At 70.6% G+C, this 21,144-nt stretch carries 17 protein-coding genes and 1 tRNA gene; 12 read left to right on the top strand and 6 right to left on the bottom strand.

Annotated features, from left to right (window positions below; all coding sequences use genetic code 11):
• The first annotated feature begins 48 nt into the window (after positions 1-48).
• Positions 49-1,143: a tRNA 2-thiouridine(34) synthase MnmA gene (mnmA, locus tag AC24HA_RS14430; protein ID WP_425707904.1), complete on the top strand. Its 1,095-nt coding sequence runs from the start codon at positions 49-51 to the stop codon at positions 1,141-1,143.
• A 60-nt stretch (positions 1,144-1,203) separates the two neighbouring features.
• Complete coding sequence (nudC, locus tag AC24HA_RS14425; RefSeq protein ID WP_425707905.1) at positions 1,204-2,160, top strand: NAD(+) diphosphatase; 957 nt, start codon at positions 1,204-1,206, stop codon at positions 2,158-2,160.
• A 44-nt stretch (positions 2,161-2,204) separates the two neighbouring features.
• On the opposite strand, the gene AC24HA_RS14420 is transcribed toward nudC, so the two are convergent.
• Positions 2,205-2,465, bottom strand: a complete 261-nt coding sequence (locus AC24HA_RS14420) for a mycoredoxin (RefSeq protein ID WP_425707906.1) — start codon at positions 2,463-2,465, stop codon at positions 2,205-2,207.
• 232 nt (positions 2,466-2,697) lie between these two features.
• Between AC24HA_RS14420 and AC24HA_RS14415 the strand changes: the two genes are divergently transcribed.
• From AC24HA_RS14415 to AC24HA_RS14405, 3 genes are all read left to right on the top strand, one after another.
• Positions 2,698-4,818 carry an ATP-dependent DNA helicase UvrD2 gene (locus tag AC24HA_RS14415; RefSeq protein ID WP_425707907.1) on the top strand — a complete coding sequence of 707 codons (2,121 nt, stop codon included), beginning with the start codon at positions 2,698-2,700 and terminating at the stop codon, positions 4,816-4,818.
• A gap of 167 nt (positions 4,819-4,985) precedes the next feature.
• The gene (locus AC24HA_RS14410; protein ID WP_425707908.1) at positions 4,986-5,210 is read left to right on the top strand and encodes a hypothetical protein; all 225 of its coding nucleotides are present in this window, start codon (positions 4,986-4,988) and stop codon (positions 5,208-5,210) included.
• Positions 5,211-5,294: 84 nt separating this feature from the next.
• Positions 5,295-5,648, top strand: coding sequence for a WhiB family transcriptional regulator (locus tag AC24HA_RS14405; RefSeq protein ID WP_425707909.1), 354 nt, complete (start codon positions 5,295-5,297; stop codon positions 5,646-5,648).
• A 154-nt stretch (positions 5,649-5,802) separates the two neighbouring features.
• On the opposite strand, the gene AC24HA_RS14400 is transcribed toward AC24HA_RS14405, so the two are convergent.
• A complete protein-coding gene (locus AC24HA_RS14400; RefSeq protein WP_425707910.1) occupies positions 5,803-6,828 on the bottom strand; it encodes a hypothetical protein in 1,026 nt (341 codons plus the stop codon).
• A 171-nt stretch (positions 6,829-6,999) separates the two neighbouring features.
• Positions 7,000-8,604, bottom strand: coding sequence for a zinc-dependent metalloprotease (locus AC24HA_RS14395; protein ID WP_425707911.1), 1,605 nt, complete (start codon positions 8,602-8,604; stop codon positions 7,000-7,002).
• 137 nt (positions 8,605-8,741) lie between these two features.
• On the opposite strand from AC24HA_RS14395, the gene AC24HA_RS14390 reads away from it, so the two are divergent.
• Positions 8,742-9,899: a YlbL family protein gene (locus AC24HA_RS14390; protein WP_425707912.1), complete on the top strand. Its 1,158-nt coding sequence runs from the start codon at positions 8,742-8,744 to the stop codon at positions 9,897-9,899.
• A 73-nt stretch (positions 9,900-9,972) separates the two neighbouring features.
• Here AC24HA_RS14390 and AC24HA_RS14385 read toward each other — a convergent pair whose 3' ends face one another.
• Entirely contained in the window at positions 9,973-10,608 is a 636-nt protein-coding gene (locus AC24HA_RS14385) for a PPA1309 family protein (RefSeq protein ID WP_425707913.1), read from the bottom strand.
• A 202-nt stretch (positions 10,609-10,810) separates the two neighbouring features.
• Between AC24HA_RS14385 and AC24HA_RS14380 the strand changes: the two genes are divergently transcribed.
• The 5 genes from AC24HA_RS14380 to AC24HA_RS14360 all read left to right on the top strand — a co-directional run bounded on the left by AC24HA_RS14380 (position 10,811) and on the right by AC24HA_RS14360 (position 17,908).
• Positions 10,811-13,870 (top strand): UPF0182 family membrane protein, encoded by a 3,060-nt coding sequence (locus AC24HA_RS14380; RefSeq protein WP_425707914.1) that lies wholly within the window; start codon positions 10,811-10,813, stop codon positions 13,868-13,870.
• A gap of 226 nt (positions 13,871-14,096) precedes the next feature.
• A tRNA-Met gene (locus AC24HA_RS14375) sits at positions 14,097-14,170 on the top strand.
• A 196-nt stretch (positions 14,171-14,366) separates the two neighbouring features.
• Complete coding sequence (locus tag AC24HA_RS14370) at positions 14,367-15,587, top strand: adenine-specific methyltransferase EcoRI family protein (protein ID WP_487563529.1); 1,221 nt, start codon at positions 14,367-14,369, stop codon at positions 15,585-15,587.
• The gene (locus AC24HA_RS14365; RefSeq protein WP_487563528.1) at positions 15,584-16,759 is read left to right on the top strand and encodes an HNH endonuclease family protein; all 1,176 of its coding nucleotides are present in this window, start codon (positions 15,584-15,586) and stop codon (positions 16,757-16,759) included. The genes AC24HA_RS14370 and AC24HA_RS14365 overlap by 4 nt, the downstream gene beginning before the upstream one ends.
• Positions 16,760-16,789: 30 nt before the next feature.
• Entirely contained in the window at positions 16,790-17,908 is a 1,119-nt protein-coding gene (locus tag AC24HA_RS14360; protein ID WP_487563527.1) for a three-Cys-motif partner protein TcmP, read from the top strand.
• 9 nt (positions 17,909-17,917) lie between these two features.
• Here AC24HA_RS14360 and AC24HA_RS14355 read toward each other — a convergent pair whose 3' ends face one another.
• Positions 17,918-18,667, bottom strand: a complete 750-nt coding sequence (locus tag AC24HA_RS14355; RefSeq protein WP_487563526.1) for a DUF5131 family protein — start codon at positions 18,665-18,667, stop codon at positions 17,918-17,920.
• Positions 18,668-18,890: 223 nt separating this feature from the next.
• Here AC24HA_RS14355 and AC24HA_RS14350 point away from each other — a divergent pair, with 223 nt between their 5' ends.
• Positions 18,891-19,514: a hypothetical protein gene (locus AC24HA_RS14350; protein ID WP_487563525.1), complete on the top strand. Its 624-nt coding sequence runs from the start codon at positions 18,891-18,893 to the stop codon at positions 19,512-19,514.
• A 202-nt stretch (positions 19,515-19,716) separates the two neighbouring features.
• Here AC24HA_RS14350 and AC24HA_RS14345 read toward each other — a convergent pair whose 3' ends face one another.
• Positions 19,717-21,138 (bottom strand): hypothetical protein, encoded by a 1,422-nt coding sequence (locus AC24HA_RS14345; protein WP_425710285.1) that lies wholly within the window; start codon positions 21,136-21,138, stop codon positions 19,717-19,719.
• Between the last annotated feature and the right edge of the window lie 6 nt (positions 21,139-21,144).

The following is a 21,144-nucleotide window of genomic DNA, read 5'->3' as shown; positions in this document are numbered from 1 at the left end:
CCGCGGTGCGCGACAATGGCTGGCGCCCACCGACCCGGAAGGATCCCCATGCGCGTGCTCGCCGCCCTCAGCGGAGGCGTCGACTCCGCCGTCGCCGCGGCCCGCGCCGTCGAGGCCGGCCACGACGTGGTCGGCATCCACATGGCGCTGTCCCGCAACCGCGCCGAGCACCGGTCCGGCTCCCGCGGCTGCTGCTCGATCGAGGACGCCTCCGACGCCCGCCGCGCGGCCGACATCCTCGGCATCCCGTACTACGTGTGGGACCTGTCCGAGCAGTTCGACGACCTCGTGGTCAAGGACTTCCTCGAGGAGTACCAGGCGGGCCGCACGCCCAACCCGTGCGTGCGCTGCAACGAGCACGTGAAGTTCTCCGTCCTCGCCGACCGCGGCCGGGCCCTCGGCTTCGACGCCGTCGCCACCGGCCACTACGCGCGCCTCGAGCACACGGGCGCCGGGCCCCGGCTGTTCCGCTCCGCCGAGCCGGACAAGGACCAGAGCTACGTGCTCGCCGTCGCCGGCCGCGAGGGGCTCGGCCGCGCGCTGTTCCCCCTCGGGGACGTGCGCGCGAAGGCCGACGTCCGCGCCGAGGCCGAGGCCCGGGGCCTGCCGGTCGCCACCAAGCCCGACTCCTACGACATCTGCTTCGTCGCCGACGGCGACACCGCCGGCTTCCTGCGCTCCCGCCTCGGTGAGCAGCCCGGCGAGATCGTGGGCACCGACGGCGAGGTCCTCGGCGAGCACGACGGCGCGTACGCCTACACGGTGGGGCAGCGCAAGGGTCTCGGCCTCACGCGGCCCGCCGCGGACGGCCGGCCGCGCTACGTGCTCGACGTCGACACCTCGACCGCGCGCGTCGTCGTCGGTCCCGCCGAGCTGCTCTCCACCCGGCGGATCGAGGCGGGCGACGTCGTGTGGCTCGCCGACGACCACCCCGCCGAGGTCCCCACCGAGGCCGCCGTGCAGATCCGCGCCCACGGGGCGGCGCACCCGGCCGTGGTCACGCGCGACCGTGACGAGCACGGGGCCGAGCGCCTGGGCATCGACCTGCGCGAGCCGATCCGGGGCGTCGCCGCCGGTCAGAGCGCGGTGGTCTACCTGGGCGACCGCGTCCTCGGCCAGGCGACGATCAGCTCGCGGGGCTGACCGGCCACGCTCTCCGGTCGGGCCCCTCCGGCCGGGTCGGTTCGGGCCTACCGTGGGGCCATGCCGATGCTCGACGACCTGCCCCTCGCCCGCTCCACCGTCGACCAGGCCGCGGAGCGGCGGAACGAGGACGGCCTCTACGACCGGCTCCGTCAGGAGCCCGGCACCAGGGTGCTGCTCGTGCGGCGCGGCGAGGTCGCCGTCGACGGCGACGCGCTGGTCCTTCTCACGCCCGGCCAGCTGCCGAGCATCGGCTGGGACGCGGAGCGCATCCACCTCCTCGGGGCGGACGCCGACGGCACCTATCTCTCGGCCGACCTTCCGGACGACCTGGGCGACGTGCGGGACCTCGACGGCGTGCCGGTCGTCGAGGACGCGGCGCTCGTCGAGGCGGTGCACGGCCTGGAGTTCGCCCACCTGCGCGACGTCGGCGACGCGCTGTCCGACCGGGACGCGGGCCTCGCCACGACGGCCGTCGCCCTGTCGACCTGGCACCACCGGCACCCCCGCTGCCCGCGGTGCGGGGAGCCGACGGAGGTGCAGGCGGCGGGCTGGGTCCGGCGCTGCACGACCGACGAGGAGCAGCACTTCCCGCGCACGGACCCGGCCGTCATCGTCGCCCTCGTCGACGACCGCGACCGCCTCCTGCTCGGTCACGCCGCGCACTGGCCCGCGGGCCGGTTCTCCACGCTCGCGGGCTACGTCGAGTCGGGCGAGGCCGCCGAGGAGGCCGTGCGCCGGGAGATCATGGAGGAGGCGGGCGTGCGCGTCGTCGACATGGAGTACCGGGGCTCGCAGCCGTGGCCGTTCCCGTGCTCCCTCATGCTCGGCTACACCGCCCGGATCGAGGGTGTGGAGGACGCGCGGCCGGACGGCGAGGAGGTCACCGAGCTGCGCCTGTTCACGCGCGACGAGCTCGCGGCGGCGGTCCGGGTGGGCGACGTCTACCTGCCGATGCGCAGCTCGATCGCCCGCTCGCTCATCGAGGACTGGTACGGCGGCGAGCTCCTCGGCTGAGCCGAGGCGCCGCGCTCCTCGCGCGGTGTGCCGCCGCGCGGGTGTCAGCCGGCCAGGTGCGCGCGGACCTCGCTGAGCGAGGGGTTCGTCGCCGTCGAGCCGTCCGCGAACAGGACGGTGGGCACCACCTGGTCGCCGCCGTTGACCTCGGCCACCAGCGCGGCGGCGTCGGGCGTCCGCTCGATGTCGACCTCGGTGAACTCGACGCCGGCGGAGGTCATCTGCTTCTTGAGGTTGCGGCAGTACCCGCACCAGGTCGTCGTGAACATCGTGACCGTGCCGGGCCGGGGGGTGGGGACCGTCATCGTCGTCCTTCGCGTGGGGGAGGGGGCGGGGCGTCGTTCGTCGCCGACGGGGGTCGACCATGACGACGACCCCACCGTACGCCGATGCCTCAGCAGCGCGTCAGCGTGTCGCGTGGACCGGGTTCGGGATCGGACTCGGGACGGTCGCGGACCAGGGACGCAGAGCGCCGCGGAGGTCCGGTGATCCACAGGCGGGGCGTCGGTGTCGTCGCCCCCTGAGACACTGGGGGCGATGTCCGACCCGCTGACCGAACCCGCCGACCCGACCCGTGACCCGTCCGCGCCCGAGCCCGCCGCCGGTGAGCCCGCGGAGCTCCTCGAGGCGCTCGACCCGGACCAGCGGGCGGTCGCCGAGCACCTGACCGGACCGATGTCCGTGCTCGCCGGCGCCGGCACGGGCAAGACACGGGCCATCACCTACCGCATCGCCTACGGCGTGCGCACCGGCGCGTACGACCCGCGGCGGATGCTCGCCGTCACGTTCACCGCGCGCGCCGCCGGCGAGCTCCGCTCCCGCCTGCGGGACCTCGGCGCCGGCGCCGTCCAGGCCCGCACGTTCCATGCCGCGGCCCTGCGCCAGCTGTCGTACTTCTGGCCGCGCGTCGTCGGCGGGGCGGTCCCGCAGATCGCTCCGCACAAGGCGAGCCTCGTCGCCGAGGCCGCGGGCCGGCTCGGGCTCGGTGCCGACCGGGTGACCGTGCGCGACCTCGCCGCCGAGGTCGAGTGGTCCAAGGTCAGCCTGGTGACCCCCGAGGACTACCCGCGCGTCGCCGCGAAGACCGACCGGGACGAGGTCGGCGGCCACGACCGCGCCACGATCGCCCGGCTCCTCGAGCTGTACGAGTCGGTCAAGACCGAGCGGGGCGTCATCGACTTCGAGGACGTCCTGCTCTCGATGGTCGCGATGCTCATCGAGCGCACCGACGTCCGTGACGAGGTGCGCGGGCAGTACAACCGGTTCGTCGTCGACGAGTACCAGGACGTCTCGCCGCTGCAGCAGCGTCTCCTCGACCTCTGGCTGGGCGACAGCAAGGAGCTGTGCGTCGTCGGGGACGTGAGCCAGACGATCTACTCGTTCACGGGGGCGACCCCGCGCTTCCTCACCGAGTTCCCCAGGCGGTACCCGGGCGCCGCCGTCGTGCGGCTCGTGCGGGACTACCGCTCCACGCCCCAGGTCGTGCGCGTGGCCAACGAGATCCTCGCCCGCGCCGGCCGTGACCGGGACCGGGCCGCCGTCGAGCTCGTCGCGCAGCGGCCCAGCTCCGTGCCGGTGCGGTACGAGACCTACGACGACGACGCCGCCGAGGCTGCCGGGGTCGCCGGCCGGATCGGGGAGCTCGCCAAGGAGGGGGTCTCCCTCAGCGAGATGGCGGTCCTGTTCCGGACCAACGCCCAGTCCGAGGCGCTCGAGCAGGCGCTCGCGGAGCAGGGCATCGGTTACCTCCTGCGGGGCGGCGAGCGCTTCTTCTCCCGGCGTGAGGTCCGCGAGGCGATCGTGCTGCTGCGCGGCGCCGTCCGCTCGATGGCCGACGCCGAGCTCGGACCTACCGTGCGGGACCTGCTCTCCGGCGCCGGGTGGTCGCCCGAGCCGCCCGCCCAGCGCGGCGCCGCCCGCGAGAGGTGGGACGCGCTGAACTCCCTCGTCCAGCTGGCCGACGACCTGGCCGCGACCAGGCGGGCCGATCTGGGCGACTTCGTCGCCGAGCTCGACGAGCGCGCCTCGGCCCAGCACGCGCCCACGGTGGAGGGCGTGACCCTGGCGTCGTTCCACGCGGCCAAAGGGCTGGAGTGGGACGCCGTGTTCCTCGTCGGCGTGTCCGAGGGGCTCCTGCCGATCTCCCACGCGGGCGACTACGCGGAGATCGCCGAGGAGCGCCGCCTGCTCTATGTCGGGGTCACGCGTGCCCGCGAGCACCTCGAGCTGAGCTTCGCCCGCGCGCGTCAGGTCGGCGGACGCGCGAGCCGCAAGCGGTCGCGGTTCCTCGACGGCATGTGGCCGGAGGAGGAGCGCGCCGGTCGTGGCGCAGGAGGTGACCGGGTCGGCAAGCGGGCCGCCGCACGGGCCCGGGCGGAGACCTTCGCGACCGAGCACCCGGAGGCGGTCGAGCTCTTCGAGGGGCTGCGCGCCTGGCGGGCCGACGCCGCCCGACTGCGCGGCTGGCCGGCCTACTCGGTGCTGCCGGACGCGACCCTCCAGCAGATCGCCGTGCACCGTCCGGCGGACCTGCGCCAGCTCGGTCTCATCCGGGGCGTGGGCGCCACCAAGCTCGACCGGTTCGGTGGCCAGGTGCTGGCGGTCGTCCGTGGCGAGGACGTCGACGTCGAGGAGTGGCTCGCCCGCACCGAGGGGTGAGGCGTGCGGCACGAGGCCGCCTGATAGGGGCCGCCTCGGACGGGTCCGACGATCTCTTCCGTTAATTCCCTTGTGCCGCGCCACCGTGCCGCCTAATGTCACATCTGTCCGTGTCGAACGGGATCGGGTCTAGCCAGCCACGACGGTCCCCCGCTGAGGAGAAGGAGGTGCTCGGGATGATGAACACCAGCTACGCGATCGATTGCGATCTCGCCGTGACTGCTGCCAACGCGCGTGACGCGCTCGCGGGCACCGTCGGCACCCTCCTCGCGGGTGGTGTCGCTCCCTTCATGGGGAGTCGTGGCGGCGAGGCACCGGGGGTGAACTCCGCCCTCGCTCGCCCGCGAACCTGCGCGCGCCCCACGGCGCACCTCCGTCCCGACCTGGGCTGACACGCTCCGCGTGCGCCGTCGGGACATCCCGACGGCCTAGTCGCCGTCCCCCACCAGGAGACCGACGCACGACCGGAGCACCCGATGAGCACGCAGACCACTGCGTACCTGGCCCCGTCCACCAGAAGCGACGCGACGAACCGTCCCGTCCCCGTCACGATCGGCCTCGCGCCGCCCTTGCCCGCCGACGACGCGGGCACCGACGAGCTGCCCTGCCTGACCTCGGACGACCCCGACCTGTGGTTCGCCGAGCGCACGGCCGACGTCGAGCTCGCCAAGTCCCGGTGCGCGCCCTGTCCCCTGCGGGAGGCCTGCCTGGCCGGCGCCGTCGAGCGCGGAGAGCCGTGGGGCGTGTGGGGCGGAGAGGTCTTCGTCGACGGCGTCGTCGTGGCCGTCAAGCGCGGCCGCGGACGCCCGCGGAAGGACGCCGCCGCGTGAGGCGGGCGGCGGGAACACGTCTCCCGCCGCCCGCCTCACCTCGACCACGGCCGGGCGCCTGTCGCCGCGCCCGTGCCGGAACCGAGCGCGCTGCCCCCGTTTCCACCCCGGGTGCACCGCACCGCGCTCGACCCGGGCGCGCCGCCCTCGAGCCCTACCCGGGTACGGGGGCGGTGCACCCGCACTCCGGGTGCACCGCCCACTCCCGCCTGATCTCCTCGCCGTCGAGGTCCAGCTCGAGCGACGCCCCGGTGAGCGCGTGCGGCGTGCCCGGCGCATCGAGGTACGCCGTGGCGGCGCCCACCGCCGTGGCGGCCGCCCAGCTCGCCTGCGCGTAGGACTCCGCGGGCTCGGGCAGCACCCGCAGCTGGGTGGCGACCGCCGGCCACGCCCGCTCGGCCGCGGCGCGGGCGACGTCGAGGCACCGCATGCACGGACCCCGCCCGGGCACGACCAGCGGTCCGACGGTGGTCGCCAGCTCGCCCACGACGACGACGAGATGCGCGACGTCCTCCTGCGCGAGCCGACGCAGCAGCGGGGGATCGCTCACCCTGGGCGTCGTCACCACCACGAGATCGGGACGGGTCCCGGGGGCGGCGCCGATCCGGAGCGCGGGCACGGCCGCCCGGAGGTCGTCCACCACGCACGACTCCCGCGTCCGACCGACGTCCGGCGCCCGGTAGGGCAGCACGTCGGTGGACAGCACCGGTGCCGGGTCCGAGACGAGGAGCGTGCCGACGCCCGCCGCGGCGAGGCCGGTCGCCGTCAGGGCGCCGGTGCGACCGAGACCGGTGACGCCGACGACCGTGCGCTCCCGCACCGTGTCGGCCGCGGGCAGACCTGCCAGACCCGCCCGGTCGCGCCACTGGGCGTCACCCGTGGCACCGTCGCCCGCCGGGCGGCGGCCCGAGCCGTGCCCGATGATCTCGGACGCCTGGTGGGTGAGGACACCGGCGCGCGTGAGCAGCTCGACGAGGTGGTCCACCTGGCTCTTCGTCAGTCCGGCCGTCGCCCCGTACCGGTGCAGGTCTGCCCTCGTGGGCGCCCGGTCGAGCGCCTCGAGCAGCCGCTGCTCGGCGCCGGTGAGCCCGTCGAGGACCACCGCGCACCGCGGGTCGGTCCCCACCTGCGAGGACCCGGCGCCCCGCCACAGCACGTCCATCCCGGACACCAGTCGCATCTCGACCACCCCCGGGACGCAGGTTGCCAGCCCGGCGGGTGGCCGGGTCGGCGTCGTCCCCAGGTGGTGGGTGGCTGTGGACCTGGCGCCGTGACGACCCGGTGCGGTGCGGACCGGGAGTGGTCACGAACGGGAGTGGTCAGGACCGGGCGCGGGCAGCGCCGTCCGGAGTCACGACCGGGCAGGCTCCTCGCCGTCGCCGTCGCCGTCGCCGTCGCCGTCGCCGTCGCCGTCGCCGTCGGAACCGGCCCCGTCGTCGCCGTTGCCGTCGGAACCGGCCCCGTTGTCCGGTCCGCCGCCGGCCGGGCCACCGTCCGGTCCGGCGTCCGGCGCGTCCATCCGGGTCTCCGCGTCCGCCTCGTGCGGCGCGTCATCCCGACCGGGTCCGGCCTCGTCGTCGGAGAAGAGCCCGGCGAGGAAGGAGTCGAGGTCGGAGGACTCCTCGGCCGCCCGGTCCCGTCCCGCGGCGAAGCCCTCCGGGTCGGCGAGCTCCTCGGCGGTGGGCAGCACGTCGGGGTGGGACCACAGCTCGTCGCGGGCGGCCTGACCGCGCTCCGCGCCGTACAGCTCCCACAGGCGCGCGGCCTCCCGGAGGCTGCGGGGGCGCAGCTCGAGCCCGACGAGCGTGGAGAACGTCTGCTCGGCGGGCCCGCCGGCCGCGCGCCGGCGCCGGACCATCTCGCGCAGCTGGACGCCGTGGGGGAGGTGCGGCGCGACGGCGCGCGCCGTCACCTCCTCGACCCAGCCCTCCACCAGAGCGAGCAGGGTGGCCAGGCGGCTCAGGGCCGCCTCCTGCTCGGGGGTGTCGTCCTGGTCGAACACGCCCCCGGCCATCGCGCCCTGCAGCGCCTCCGGGTCGGTCGGGTCGACGGATCGCACGGCCTCCTCGATCTTCGAGGTGTCGATGACGATGGCGCGGGCGTAGGCGCTCACCGCGTCGACCACTCCGGAGCGTAGCCACGGGGAGTGGGTGAACACGCGGGCGTGCGCGAGCTCGCGCACGGCGAGGAAGTGCCGGACCTCGTCGAGGGGGACGTCCAGCCCCTCGGCGAAGTCGGCGACGTTGGACGGAACGAGCGCCGCGCCCGGCTCCTCGAGCAGCGGGATCGAGATGTCCGTGGTGCCCACGACCTCCCGGGCGAGCGTGCCGACGGCCTGGCCGAGCTGCATGCCGTACACGGCCTGCCCGATCTGACCGAGCAGCCCGCTCTCGTCGCCGAGCTGCGCGCCGAACGCCTTGAGCTCCTCGGGCGCGTCCTCGAGCTGGTTGCGGATCGCCGCCGCCATGGCCCGGGACATCGACGCGGCGACCGGCTCGGCCAGCGAGCGGAACATCGGCAGGGTGCGCTCCACCCATGCCGCGCGCGTCAGCGCCTCGCGCGGGCCGCCCGACGGCGGGAGCTCGGTCGCGACGTCGAGCCACAGGTCCGCAGCGCGCAGGGCCGCGCGGACCGAGTCGGCCTCGGCCGAGGTGACGGCCGGGTCGCCACCGGTGACGGCCGTGCGCCGGGCGAGGTCGGTCGCGAGGCGCCAGTTGACGGGGCCGCTGCCGTCGGGGCGCATCATGGCCTGGACCTGCGCGATCAGCGGGGCGAGCGCGGAGGCGTCACCCGGCAGGCCGGCCGCCTGACCCATCGTCGCCGGGTCCATGCCGGCGCTGCGCATCGCCTGGACGGCCTGTGCAGCGGCCTCCGGGCCCAGCATCGAGGAGAGCATCTCCTCCCAGCTGCTCCTCTCGCCGTCGTCGGGCTCGCGCGGGGCGGGGTCCTGGCTCATGGCACTCCTCGGCATCGGTCGTGGTGCCACGGTAGTGCGCGCGGACCTGCGGCCCGGGATCGGTTCGCCCACGGCTAAGGCCGCAGGTCCCCGCCGCCGTGTGACCGGTCGTGGCCGGTGAGAGGCATGATGGCCGGGTGCCGATCCCGAACGACCCCTACACCGCGCACGTGCCCGAGGACGAGTCCCGCGTCGCTCTCGCCGCACGCACGCTCACGCTCGCGGTCTCCGGCACGCTCACGGTCCTGCTGCTGCTCGTCATCATGCTCGTGCCGGTGCCGTACGTCGTCGAGCGCCCCGGGCCGACCGCGGACACCCTCGGCGAGCTCCAGGGACACCCGCTCATCACCGTCGACGGCGCGGAGACCTACCCCACCTCCGGCGAGCTGCGCCTGACCACGGTCTCCACGCTCGGCGGCCCGGGCTACCCGGTCACCGCGGGCGACGTGGTCCGCGGCTGGGTGCTGGGTTCGGAGACCGTCGTGCCGCGCGAGGCGGTGTACTCCGAGACGGAGACGTCCGAGTCGATCGCCGAGCGCGGGCAGGCGCAGATGCTGTCCTCACAGACGAGCTCCACGGTCGCCGCCCTCACCGAGCTCGGGCACGAGATCCCCATGACGCTGACGGTCTCGGTCGTGTCTCAGGACTCGGGCGCCGCGGGGGTCGTCGAGGTCGACGACGTCATCACTGGCATCGCCGCCCCCGGCGGCCGGATGGAGGACGTGCCGGACTACCAGGAGCTGGTCGGGACCCTCGCCGAGGTCGAGCCGGGACAGACCGTGCGGCTGCGCGTCGAGCGTGACGGCGAGCCGCGGGAGGTCGAGGTCGTCACGTCGGCCCCGCCGGTCGACGCCACCGGCGCGCCCCTGCAGGAGGGCTCCCTCCTCGGCATCGGGATCCTGCCCGACGTGGATCTCCCCGTCGACGTCGCCTTCGACATCGACCGGATCGGCGGGCCCTCCGCGGGCATGATGTTCGCCCTGGCGATCATCGACATGCTCACCGAGGGCGAGCTGACCGGCGGCGAGGTCGTCGCCGGCACCGGGACGATGGACCTCGCCGGCCGCGTGGGGCCCATCGGCGGCGTCCGCAAGAAGATGGTGGGTGCCGAGAACGACGGCGCCGACTGGTTCCTCGCCCCCGCATCGAACTGCGCGGAGACCGTGGGCTACGTGCCGGACGGGCTCACTGTCGTCCGGGTGGCCACCCTCGAGGAGGCGCGCACCGCGGTCGAGGAGATCGCCGCCGGGCGCGGTGACCAGCTGCCGGGCTGCGACGTCGTCGCGGCCGACTGACGCTGCCGCGCACCGACTCCGCCGGCCCCTCCTGAGGCGTCCCGCCCCGGGGCCGCCGGCCCCGCGCGCGGGCTCAGCTCAGGGTCGCGGCGAGCGCGTGGACGAGGCCGGGCACGGCGTCGGGCGAGCCGGCGACCATCGTGTCGTCGTCGTGGGCGCGGGTGCGCAGCGCGCACCACGACTCGCCGGAGCGCAGCACGCCGACGGCCATGCGCACGTCCTCGCGCGACGGGTGCTCCCGGAGAGCCCGGAGCGACTCCTCGGGGTCCGACGGCAGCCCGGCCTCCGCCTCCGGCGGGACCACGATCCGCTCGACGACGATCGCGGCGCCGGCGACCTCGTCCGGCCACGCCAGCTGACCGAGGAGCTCGTCGAGGGTGTCCGACTCGGGCAGGCCCTCCTGCTCGACGGCGAACAGGTGGTCGGGATCCGTCCGGCCCGCCAGCACGGCCTCGACCCCGAGGGTCGTCTCGAGCGACGGGTCCGCGGCAAGGGCCTCGCCGGTGCGCACGAGCGCCGCGACGATCACCGGACCGTCCCAGCCGGCCCGGGCGGCGTGCCGCTCGAGGTCGAGCACCGCGGCTCGCACGGCAGAGGTCCGTGGGGACGGCGCGGCACCGTCGGTCGACGGGGTGTCGGTGCCGGCTGCGGGCACGGCACCGCCGGGCGTGGTGGGACCGGGTTCGGGCGGGTTCGGGGCGTCCGTCATGGGCCCATCCTCACCCACGCGTGCACCGGCGGGGTGCCGAGGCTGCGCCCTGCGCGAACAACGTGGCCGAGGCCTCCCGAGGGGCGAACCGGGCCGGGCGTGCAGCGCTTACCCTGGAGTGGACCATCGACAGTCGTGGGGCCCGATGCCGGACCGCGCGACCGCACATCCGTGAGGTGCCTTCCGCGTGACCATTCCACCCATGTCCCGACCCGGCCGCGCGCAGGGCCCTCGACCGGGCTCGGGCTCCAACGAGCGCACCGTCGGCACCCTCGCGATGACGATCATCGTCATCGGCGTGCTCGCGGCGCTCGTGTTCGCCTTCGCCCAGGTCTGGACGGAGCTGTCCTGGTACCACCAGATCGGCTACGAGGGGGTGGTCTACCGGGAATGGGGCTCGCGCGCCGTCCTGTTCGTCATCGGCCTCGTCGTCTCCGCGGGCGTGGTGCTCACGTGCCTGGAGATCGCCTACCGCTCGCGGAAGGTCTACGCCCCGACGACTCCGGAGGAGCGGAACCTCGACCGCTACCGCGGCATGATCGAGCCGCGACGGAGGCTGCTGTTCGTCGCCGCCGCGCTGGTCCCCGGCATCTTCATGGGCCTGCGCCTGCAGTCGTCCTGGCGCGAGCTGCTGCTGTGGCTCAACGGACAGACGTTCGGGACCACCGACCCGCAGTTCGGCCTGGACCTGGGCTTCTTCGTCTTCACCCTGCCGGCGCTGCGCGCCCTGCTGTCGGTGGTCATGACCATCGTCGTGCTGGGCCTCATCGCCACCGTGGTCGCGCACTACCTCTACGGCGGGCTCTCGCTGGCGCGCAAGGACAGCCGGGTCTCCCGTGGCGCGCGCGTCCAGCTCGGCGTGCTCGCGGCGCTGTTCGCCCTGCTGCTGGGCCTCTCCTACTGGCTGGACCGCTACTCCCTGCTCGTCGGTGACAACCAGCGCTTCTCGGGTGCCTCGTACGCCGACGTCAACGCCGCGCTACCCGGGCGCGCGGTGCTCGCCGCCATCGCGGTGCTCGTCGCCGTGATGTTCGTCGTCGCCGCGGTGCGCAGCACCTGGCGCCTGCCCGCCGCGGGGGTGGCGATGATGGTGGTCGCGGCCATCGTCGTCGGGACCGCCTACCCGGCCGTCGTCCAGCGGTTCGAGGTCGAGCCGAACGCCATCGAGGCCGAGTCGCCGTACATCCAGCGCAACATCGAGGCCACCCGGGCGGCGTACGGGCTCGACGGCGTCGACAGCGAGCCGTACGAGCCGACGACCGACGTCGAGCGCGGCCAGCTCGGCGAGGACAGCGCGGCGACCACGCAGATCCGCCTCCTCGACCCCAACCTCGTGTCGCCGACGTTCGACCAGCTCCAGCAGATCCGCCAGTACTACGGCTTCCCGGAGCAGCTGAGCGTCGACCGCTACGAGCTCGACGGCGAGATGCAGGACACCGTCATCTCCGTGCGCGAGGTCAACCACGACGGCCTCAGCGACGAGCAGCGCACCTGGGTCAACCAGCACACCGTGTACACGCACGGCTTCGGCGTCGTCGCCGCCCAGGGCAACTCGCTCGACCGGGACGGCCGTCCGCTGTTCTTCCAGGAGGGCATCCCGTCCCAGGGAGAGCTCGGCGACTACGAGCCGCGCGTCTACTTCGGACAGGACACCGACTTCTACTCGGTCGTGGGCGCCCCCGAGGGGACCGACCCGTGGGAGCTGGACTACCCGTCGGACTCCGCGCCCAACGGGCAGGTCAACTCGACGTTCACCGGCGACGGCGGACCGTCGATCGGCAACTTCCTCGAGCGCGCGATGTTCGCCATGCGCTTCGGCGACATCCAACTGATGTTCTCCGACCGCGTGACGTCGGAGTCGCAGATCCTCTTCCACCGCGACCCGCACGAGCGCGTCGCCCGGGCAGCCCCGTACCTCACGCTCGACTCGCGGGCCTACCCCGCGGTCGTGGACGACGACGACGACCCCGAGACGCCGTCGCGGCTCGTGTGGATCATCGACGGCTACACGACGTCGAACGACTACCCCTACTCGGCCCGCGAGTCCCTCGAGGAGGCCACCGAGGACTCCCTGTCCGAGGGGCAGGCCGGTGTGGCCGGCACGGCCTACGTGCCGGAGCAGGTCAACTACATCCGCAACTCGGTCAAGGCCGTGGTCGACGCCTACGACGGCTCGGTCACCCTCTACGAGTGGGAGCAGGGCGAGGACGAGAACCCGGACCCGATCCTTCAGGCCTGGCAGTCCGTGTTCCCGGAGAGCAACATCCAGCCGGTCAGCGAGATGAGCGGCGACCTCATGGCGCACATGCGCTACCCGGAGGACCTGTTCAAGGTGCAGCGCACGCTCCTGTCGCAGTACCACGTGACCGACCCGGCCACCTTCTACTCCGGTGCGGACTTCTGGAACATCCCGACCGACCCGACGGCGTCCGGCAACGGCGTGCAGCAGCCGCCGTTCTACCTGACCCTGCAGATGCCCGGCCAGGACGAGGCGACGTTCTCGTTGTCGACCGCGTACATCCCCGGCGGTGAGAACCCGAGGAACGTGCTCACCGGGTTCGTCGCCGTCGACTCGGAGACGGGCAACACCCCGGGGGAGGTGAGGGACGGCTACGGGGACATCCGGCTCATCGAGCTTCCGCGCAACTCGACCGTCCCGGGACCCGGGCAGGTCCAGAACAACTTCAACTCGAGCCCGGAGGTCTCCACCGAGCTCAACCTCCTGAGGCAGGGTGGCTCCGACGTCCTCCTCGGCAACCTGCTCACGCTCCCCGTGGGTGGCGGTCTGCTCTACGTCCAGCCCGTGTACCTCCAGGCATCCGGCGGTACCGCGTACCCGACGCTCCAGCGCGTGGCCGTGGCGTTCGGCGACGAGATCGGGTTCGCCCCGACCCTGGACGAGGCCCTCGACCAGATCTTCGAGGGCGAGTCCGGCGCGGCCACGAGCGAGGGCGCCGGCGTGGAGTCCCCGTCCGAGGGCGCCGAGCCTGAGGAGCCGACCGGTTCGGTCGACGTCCCGGCCGGTGCGCAGCAGCGGCTCGCCGACGCACTGGCCGAGATGCAGGCGGCGCTCGCCGAGTCCAACGAGGCGATGGCGGCCGGCGACTGGACGGCCTACGGCGAGGCGCAGGAGCGGCTCAGTGCGGCCGTGGAGGACGCGCTCGCGGCCGAGGCCGAGATCGCCGCGGCGACGGGTGAGGACCCGATCGGCGAGTCCGCGTCCGAGGCGCCGTCCCCCGGGGTCGAGACCCCGAGCGAGTAGCCCGCACGACGACGGAGCCCCGGCCGCGAGGTCGGGGCTCCGTCGCGTCCCGGCCGGTCGGCACTTGGTCGCCTGACGATCACCGGCCCCCGCCGACGGCGTTCGCGCCCGAGGCGGGGGCCGTGAACGTGCCCGGGTGCGGCCGTGAGGCGGGTCGCAAGGTGAGCGGACCCACGTCGTCATCGGTTGAGTCCCTGTTCCCCGTGTCGTAATGTTGAGGAGTCGCCGCGGGGTGGAGCAGTTCGGTAGCTCGCCGGGCTCATAACCCGGAGGTCGCAGGTTCGAATCCTGTCCCCGCTACGAGATAAGGCCCCTGGCCAGCGGAAACGCTGGTCAGGGGCCTTCTTCATGTCCCCGGCAACGCCCCGACTACGGTCTAACCTACGGTCTGGCAATCAAGCCCGGCCACCCGGGCTGTCGGTCGCCGTCGATAGGATCGCCTCAGAGATGCGCCCCGCTTCCGGCGGTGCAGCAGAGCCGGTGAGGAAGGGCGACGATGGTGACGGAGGCGGAGGGCACCACCAGAGTGCGGACGAGGAACGCCAACCTGGTCTCGGCGAAGGCCGCCAAGAACGATGAGTTCTACACGCAGTGGGCGGACATCGAGCGGGAGATGAACGCCTACCTGGAGTACGACCCTGACGTCTTCCGTGACAAGGTGATCCTGCTGCCGTGCGACGACCCGGAGTGGTCCAACTTCGCCAAGTTCTTCGCCCTCCACTTCACGGACTACGGCATCAAGAAGCTGATCTCCACCTCGTACGCACCGGACAGCAACCCGGCGAAGATCAGCCATCAGCCGACGCTGTTCGAGGTGAACGACCCGCAGTTCGATGAGACCAAGACGCACACCAACGGCAAGAAGTTCATCCTCGAGCCGAAGGACATCAACGACGACGGCGTCGTCAACATCGATGACCTCCGGTGGGAGTACCTCGAGGGCGACGGGGACTTCCGCAGCCCCGAGGTCACTGCGCTCCGCGACGAGGCCGACATCATCATCACCAACCCGCCCTTCAGTCTCTTCAAGACGTTCATCCCCTGGGCGATCGAAGCCGGCAAGAAGGTCGCTGTCATCGGCAACAACGGTGCTACCACCTATGTAGAGGTCTTCCCCCTCATCCGGGACAACCGACTCTGGAAGGGCGCGACAGCCAACAGCACGGACATGGTCTTCGGGGTCCCCAAGGGCACCCCTGTGAAGGACGCCGACCGCCTCAAGGCCGAGCGGCTGGGTTATCTGTCCACGGATGAGTACGATTTTACGCGAATGGGTCATGCATGCTGGTTCACCAACATCGAGCACGGTAGAAGGCACGAGCCTCTGCAACTGATGACCATGGCGGACAACATCAAGTTCTCCAAGCACAAGGACGTACGGGGCGTCGGCTACCAGCGCTACTACAACTTCGAGGCGGCCATCGAGGTCCCCTGGGTCGATTCGATCCCGAGCGACTTTGATGGGCCGATGGGTGTCCCCATCACGTTCCTGGATAAGTACAACCCCGACCAGTTCGAAATCGTCGCGCACGCCGATGACATGGATGCGATGCGCGAGATCGGAGTGGACACGCTCGGGGAGGAGTTTGTCAAGAAGTACTACGAGGACGGCGGCACCGGAAGCAACAGCGCCGGACACCGTCGGCTCGGCCTGACCAAGCCGTATCACCACACTGCGTACAAGCGCATCATCATTCGGCGGAAGGACGCACTGTGAAGACCGATCTCAAGCACTACTCTGTCGCAGACGTCCTGGAGGGCTTCGTGTACAACGAGCTCGAGGCTAAGGGGCTGTTCGGTCTGGCAGGAAAGCTTGTCATCCAGCCCGAGTACCAGCGCCACTACATCTACGGCGACGGCAAGAAGGACGTCGCCGTCATCGACTCGCTGCTCAAGGGCTACCCGCTCGGCCTCATCTACTTCAACGTGGACGACGAGAACGATCAACTCGAGGTCCTGGACGGCCAGCAGCGCATCACGAGCATCGGTCGCTTCATCACCGGGAAGTTCGCAATCAAGGACGCCAACGGCAAAGAGCAGACCTTCTCCTCGCTGCCCAAGGACGACCAGCAGCGGATCCAAGACGCCGAGCTCCTCGTCTACCACTGCTCTGGCACGGAGTCCGAGATTAAGGAATGGTTCCAGACCATCAACATCGCCGGCGTCCCGCTCAACAAGCAGGAACTGCTCAACGCGATCTACTCCGGCCCCTTCGTGACCAAGGCGAAGGCTGAGTACAGCAACTCGAACAACGCGAACATGCAGAAGTGGGCCTCCTACATCAAGGGCGACCCCAAGCGGCAGGAGATCCTCGCCGTCGCGCTGGACTGGGTCTCGTCCTCCGAGGGCGTCACTGTCGACTCCTACCTCGCCAAGCGCCGGCACGAGGAGAACATCGCCGGGTTGAAGACCTACTTCACATCCGTGATCGACTGGGTCGACGGCGTCTTCATCCGCCCGCCGGATAAAGAGATGCGCGGGCTCGAGTGGGGTCGGCTCTACGAGGAGTATCACGCCACGTCGTACAACGCTGCCCAGATCGACGCGAGGATCGACGAGCTGCGCGCTGACCCAGCCGTGCGCAACGTCAAGGGCATCTACGAGTACGTGCTCGGCGGCGAGAAGCAGCGGCAGCTCCTGGCCATTCGCCTGTTCGACGAGAAGGACAAGCGCGTCGCCTACGAACAGCAGACGAAGAAGGCCAAGGCTGACAAGGTGTCCAACTGCCCGCTGTGCGCGAGCGGCACCGACAACAACAGGGCTCGCATCTACAAGCAGAACGAGATGGACGCAGATCACGTGACCGCCTGGTCCAAAGGGGGCTCGACTGACCTGTCCAACCTGACCATGCTCTGCCAGTCGCACAACCGCGCCAAGGGCAACAAATAGCCGCCGCACCGCTGGTGACAGGAGACGACGATGCCGAAGGGCGACAGCTTGCCGACCGTCTGGACTCGGCCACCCCATACGAAAGCCAAGCACGACATCCTCACGCGGTACCTCGGCGCGTGGTTCGGCATCTTCGGAAGCAGCAAGTTCCACCCGCGGGTCAACGTGCTGGACGGCTTTGCCGGCCCCGGTCACTATGGTGACGACGAGCCCGGTTCGCCGGTCTTGACGCTCAACACCCTCTTGGAGCACCGTTCCTTCGCCGACTTTGGCAGCACTACGTTCAACTTCATCTTCAACGAGTGGAATGACGAGAGGTTCGCGTCGCTCAAGGGCGTGCTTGCCGACGTCAAAGCGATCCGTGCGCCCTGGCCGGTGAACGTGCGAGTCCTCGAGCGTAAGCAGAACTTCCAGACCCTTGCCCGGGAACTGCTCGACTCTATCCCCACGGGCAAACAGTTGGCACCGACGTTCGCGTTCATCGACCCGTTCGGTTACAAGGACGTCCCGATGTCCTTGATTCGCGACTTGGTCAGCCATCCGTCGTGCGAACTGTTCATATACTTCGATTTCAACAGCGTCAATCGGTTCGCGAACGCCGGAAACGTTGACCCGCACTTCACAGCGCTCTTCGGATGTGATGATTACAAGAACGCCCCGGCCGCCGACGCCGGTCGCGGACAGTTCATCCATGACCTGTATGAGGAGCAACTGCGCAACGAGTGCGACTTCGCGCACGTCTGCAGTTTCGAAATGATCAACGCGAGCGGGCGTACCGGAAGCTATCTCTTCTTCTGCACCAGAAACGACCAGGCGTACGACAAAATGAAGGAGGCGATGTGGAAACTTGCTCCTGGCGGCGGGTACCGGTTCGATGACCGGCTAGCTGGTCGTCCGGTGCTCTTCGAGGACGAGGCCAACACAGGGCCACTGCAGGACGAACTGGCCAAGCATTTCGCCGGGCGAACGGTAATCTTCGAAGAGGTCAACCAATACGTGATAACCAGGACGCCCTTCCATAGCGGTCAGGTTAAAAGGATGACCTTGAAGCCGATGCAAGAGGCGGAGCGCATCTCTTCGCCGAATCAGAAGAGGAAGAACACATTCCCAGATGGCACCCTGATCGAGTTTCCGCCGCTGCCCGCCTGACAGAGGCTGTCATAGAGCTCTCGCCAAATGGGGCATGTCGTCCCAGGTGCGGCCGTTGAGTTCACGTCCGTTCGCTTTGGGTGTTCGTCCGCCCCACTGCTTGAAGAAGAACGCCACGCCGGCCTGGCCACACTGGTCGCGGATGTCCTCGACCCAGGCCGGGTCCATCGGGCGCGCTTGTGGTCCGGACTCGCCCCCGGCGATCACCCAGTCGATGTCGGCAAGGTTCAGGTCGGGCAGTGCCGTGAGGAGCGGTTCGCAGGACAGGAACCGCGTTGTCGCTGGGACTGTTCGGAGGTGATCGATCCGATTGACCACGTCGTCGGACTCCACCGAGACACCCATCCAGAGGTTGTCTGGCCAGTCGAGCTTGTGGGCGACCCGCTCCATCCGCAGGGCGCGCTTGGTGAGCACCTGGTACGTGTGCTGTGGGGTGTCACGGATTACATCGAAGATGTCGCGGATGAAGTCGAGTGGGACCTTGGCGTGGAACAGGTCGCTCATCGAGTTCACGAAGACCACCTTCGGCGTCCGCCACCGCAGCGGCTGGTTCAAGGCTCGCGGGTGGATGGTCACCCCGAAGCCGGGCCCGGATGTCCTCGGGTCTCCGTCGTTCTGGTACTTTTCCGCGCCCATCGCCTTGAGGCGCTTGGAGAGTGCCAGCGCGTAGCAGTTGTCACAGCCGGCCGCGACGCGGTCGCAGCCCGTGACGGGATTCCATGTGACCTCGGTCCACTCGATGGCGGAGTTGGTTGCCATATCCATCTCCTCTCCGGGTCATGGTCCGAACGTAGTGCTGAGGTGCGACAGCCTAGTCGTCGTGGCGTGGCGCACTTCTGGCGCGTCTGTCGGGGACTGGTCGTCGCGGGGGAGTGACGCGGACAGTAGCCCGCTTCGATGCTCTCCTGATATTCGAGTCGATGCTGGTTCTGCGCCGAGATCGGGCTCTGACGTCGGCGGATCCAGGTGGCAGTCTCGTGTCATGGATGAGCCGACTCTCGCCGATCTGGGCATCGACTTCACTACCTTTGGGGCTGACGATCTCGAGATCTGGTTGAGCCTCTACCGCGTCGAAGACGATGGCGGTCTCCTGCGTGGCTTCCGGGCTGAAGTCACCTACGTCGACCTTGTCAGCAGCGTGCACGACGTCGGCACCATGACCGGCTGGTGCACCCGATGGGCCGACTCCGGACGGTTGGCTGACGCGGGCGACTGCTTGAGCACGGATGCCGCCATCCTCGCCGCTGTGGCCGAAGACATCGTTGACTCGCCTGAGGTGGGGATCATCGAGGACGTGCTCATGATCGACCGGGTCACGCTCGCTGAGGAGTGGCGCGGGCACAAGCTCCTCGGCGCGATCGTGACGAACGTCGTCGACCTGCTTCAGGTGTACCCGAGCTCGACGATTGCCGTGACCCAGCCCGAGCCGCTGTCCCTGTCCTCCGGCAAGGCGCTGGAAGAGGGGCCGTTACGCGATGCGGGGATGGCCAAGTTGCACCGGGCATGCGCCGCAGCAGGGTTCCAGCAGTGGGAGGACACCATCGTCTGGTGGCGCACCTTCGATGACGGCGACGCGAACGTGCCCTTCGAGGACCCGTGGACGTGAACCGGGCAGCACCTGGCCTCAGGGTGGTCAGGCATGCCCGCGGCGTGGCCTCGCTGCGCCAGCCGACGGATGCCAAGCATCCTCGGCCATTGATGGGCGCCTCTCGGTCACAGAGCGCCCATTCGTGGCTCGGATCGGGTGCCACTTTGGACCGTAGGCGCCCAGCTTTGACCAGTGGAGCCCGGCTCTCCCGACGGTCGGGTCACTCACCGAGTTCGGGACCATCCTGCGAAGTGATCGCCTCGATCTCGGTGGCAGTACTACGCATCCTCGCAATGGCGTCGATGTTGCGCTGCGCGCTGCGTCCCTTCTTCGTCTGCGGGTTGAGCTGCTCCCAATCGTCGACCACGGGCTGGATCCGGGCGCTGAGCGCGGCGAACTGCGCGGCCGCTGCCTCGTAGGCCGCACGGTCCCTTCGGACCCGCTCCTCGTCTTGCTCCCGCTGGCGCTGCAGCGCTGCTCGGGCCGGTCCCAGCGCCTGCTCGACCCGCTCCTGGACCTCGGCTTCGATGGTGGCCTCCGCAGCCGCCATACCCTCGGCACGGCCCTCCTGCACCGCCTGAGCCCGCAGCCGCGGGATCTCCGCCTCGCGGCGGTCGAGGACGCCCGCGCGGTCGTCGAGCTCGGCACGCTCTCCCTCGATCCACGTACGCGCGTCGTCGACTCCCGACCTGAAGTTCTCCACCTGGGCCGCCACCCGATGCGCGCGCTCAGTGACTTCGCGCTTGGCGTCCAGGGTCTCGGTGTACTCGACCTTGCCGAGACCGGAGAGGTGACGCTCGGGGTCGTAGTCGCGCTCGACCGGGTACCCCAGGCGGTGCATGTGCTCGCGCAGACCCTCCTGGTATCGGGCCATCTTCGCCTTGGCCTGCTCCATCACCTGCTCGACCTCGCCAGTGCCCGTATCGATGACTGGCTCCCCGGTGGCCCTGTTGACCTTGTCGACCGTGACGTCGCGATGGGTTCCCCACATCCGTGAGGCGTCCACGCGCAGCTTGCCCGGGTGCTTCGGATCAGGCCCGAGGGTGTCGGCCATGATCTGGATGTGCGGGGTCGACTCGTCGAAGTTGACGTCGTAGCCATGGATCGCCGCCTGACCACCGGTCAGGACGCTGCCGGAGTAGTAGCGCACGACCTCGTCGAAGTACCGCAGCGCCTCCTGCCGGTCCCTGGCGACCCACCGGCTGCGCGTCCTCGGCTCACCCGAGTCGTCCAGCGCTGGCTCGCCGGTGTCCTTGTCGACGATGGGGTAGTAGCTGGGGATCTCCTCGCAGAGCGTCTTGGGGAGGTGCACCACGATCAGCGTCGTCTCGAACGAGTTGTCGTTCCACTTCCGGTGGACGTTGTCGATGCGCTCGTCGCCGTAGTCGAGGACCTCCCTCGTCGACGTCGGGCGACGGAACCCGCCCTCGGTGTCGTTGACCATCGCCACGTTCAACGGGGTGTCCTCGAGCACGATGTTGCGGTTGATCGCGGCGTGGATCTTCGCCGCCTCGGGGTCCAGCTCGCGCATCGACTCGTGGAGCAAGGAGGCGCGATCGGCACGTGTGCCGCCTGTGCCCTTCGTGCCCCGATGCTGCAGATGTCTGATGTTGCCGCCAGCGCGTCCGGTGATCGTGCTCATGACGCC

The sequence above is a fragment of the Georgenia sp. Z1491 genome (genome assembly GCF_057652395.1).
The sequence above is the reverse complement of the archived record's forward strand: the minus strand, read 5'-3'. Positions and strand labels throughout refer to the sequence as shown.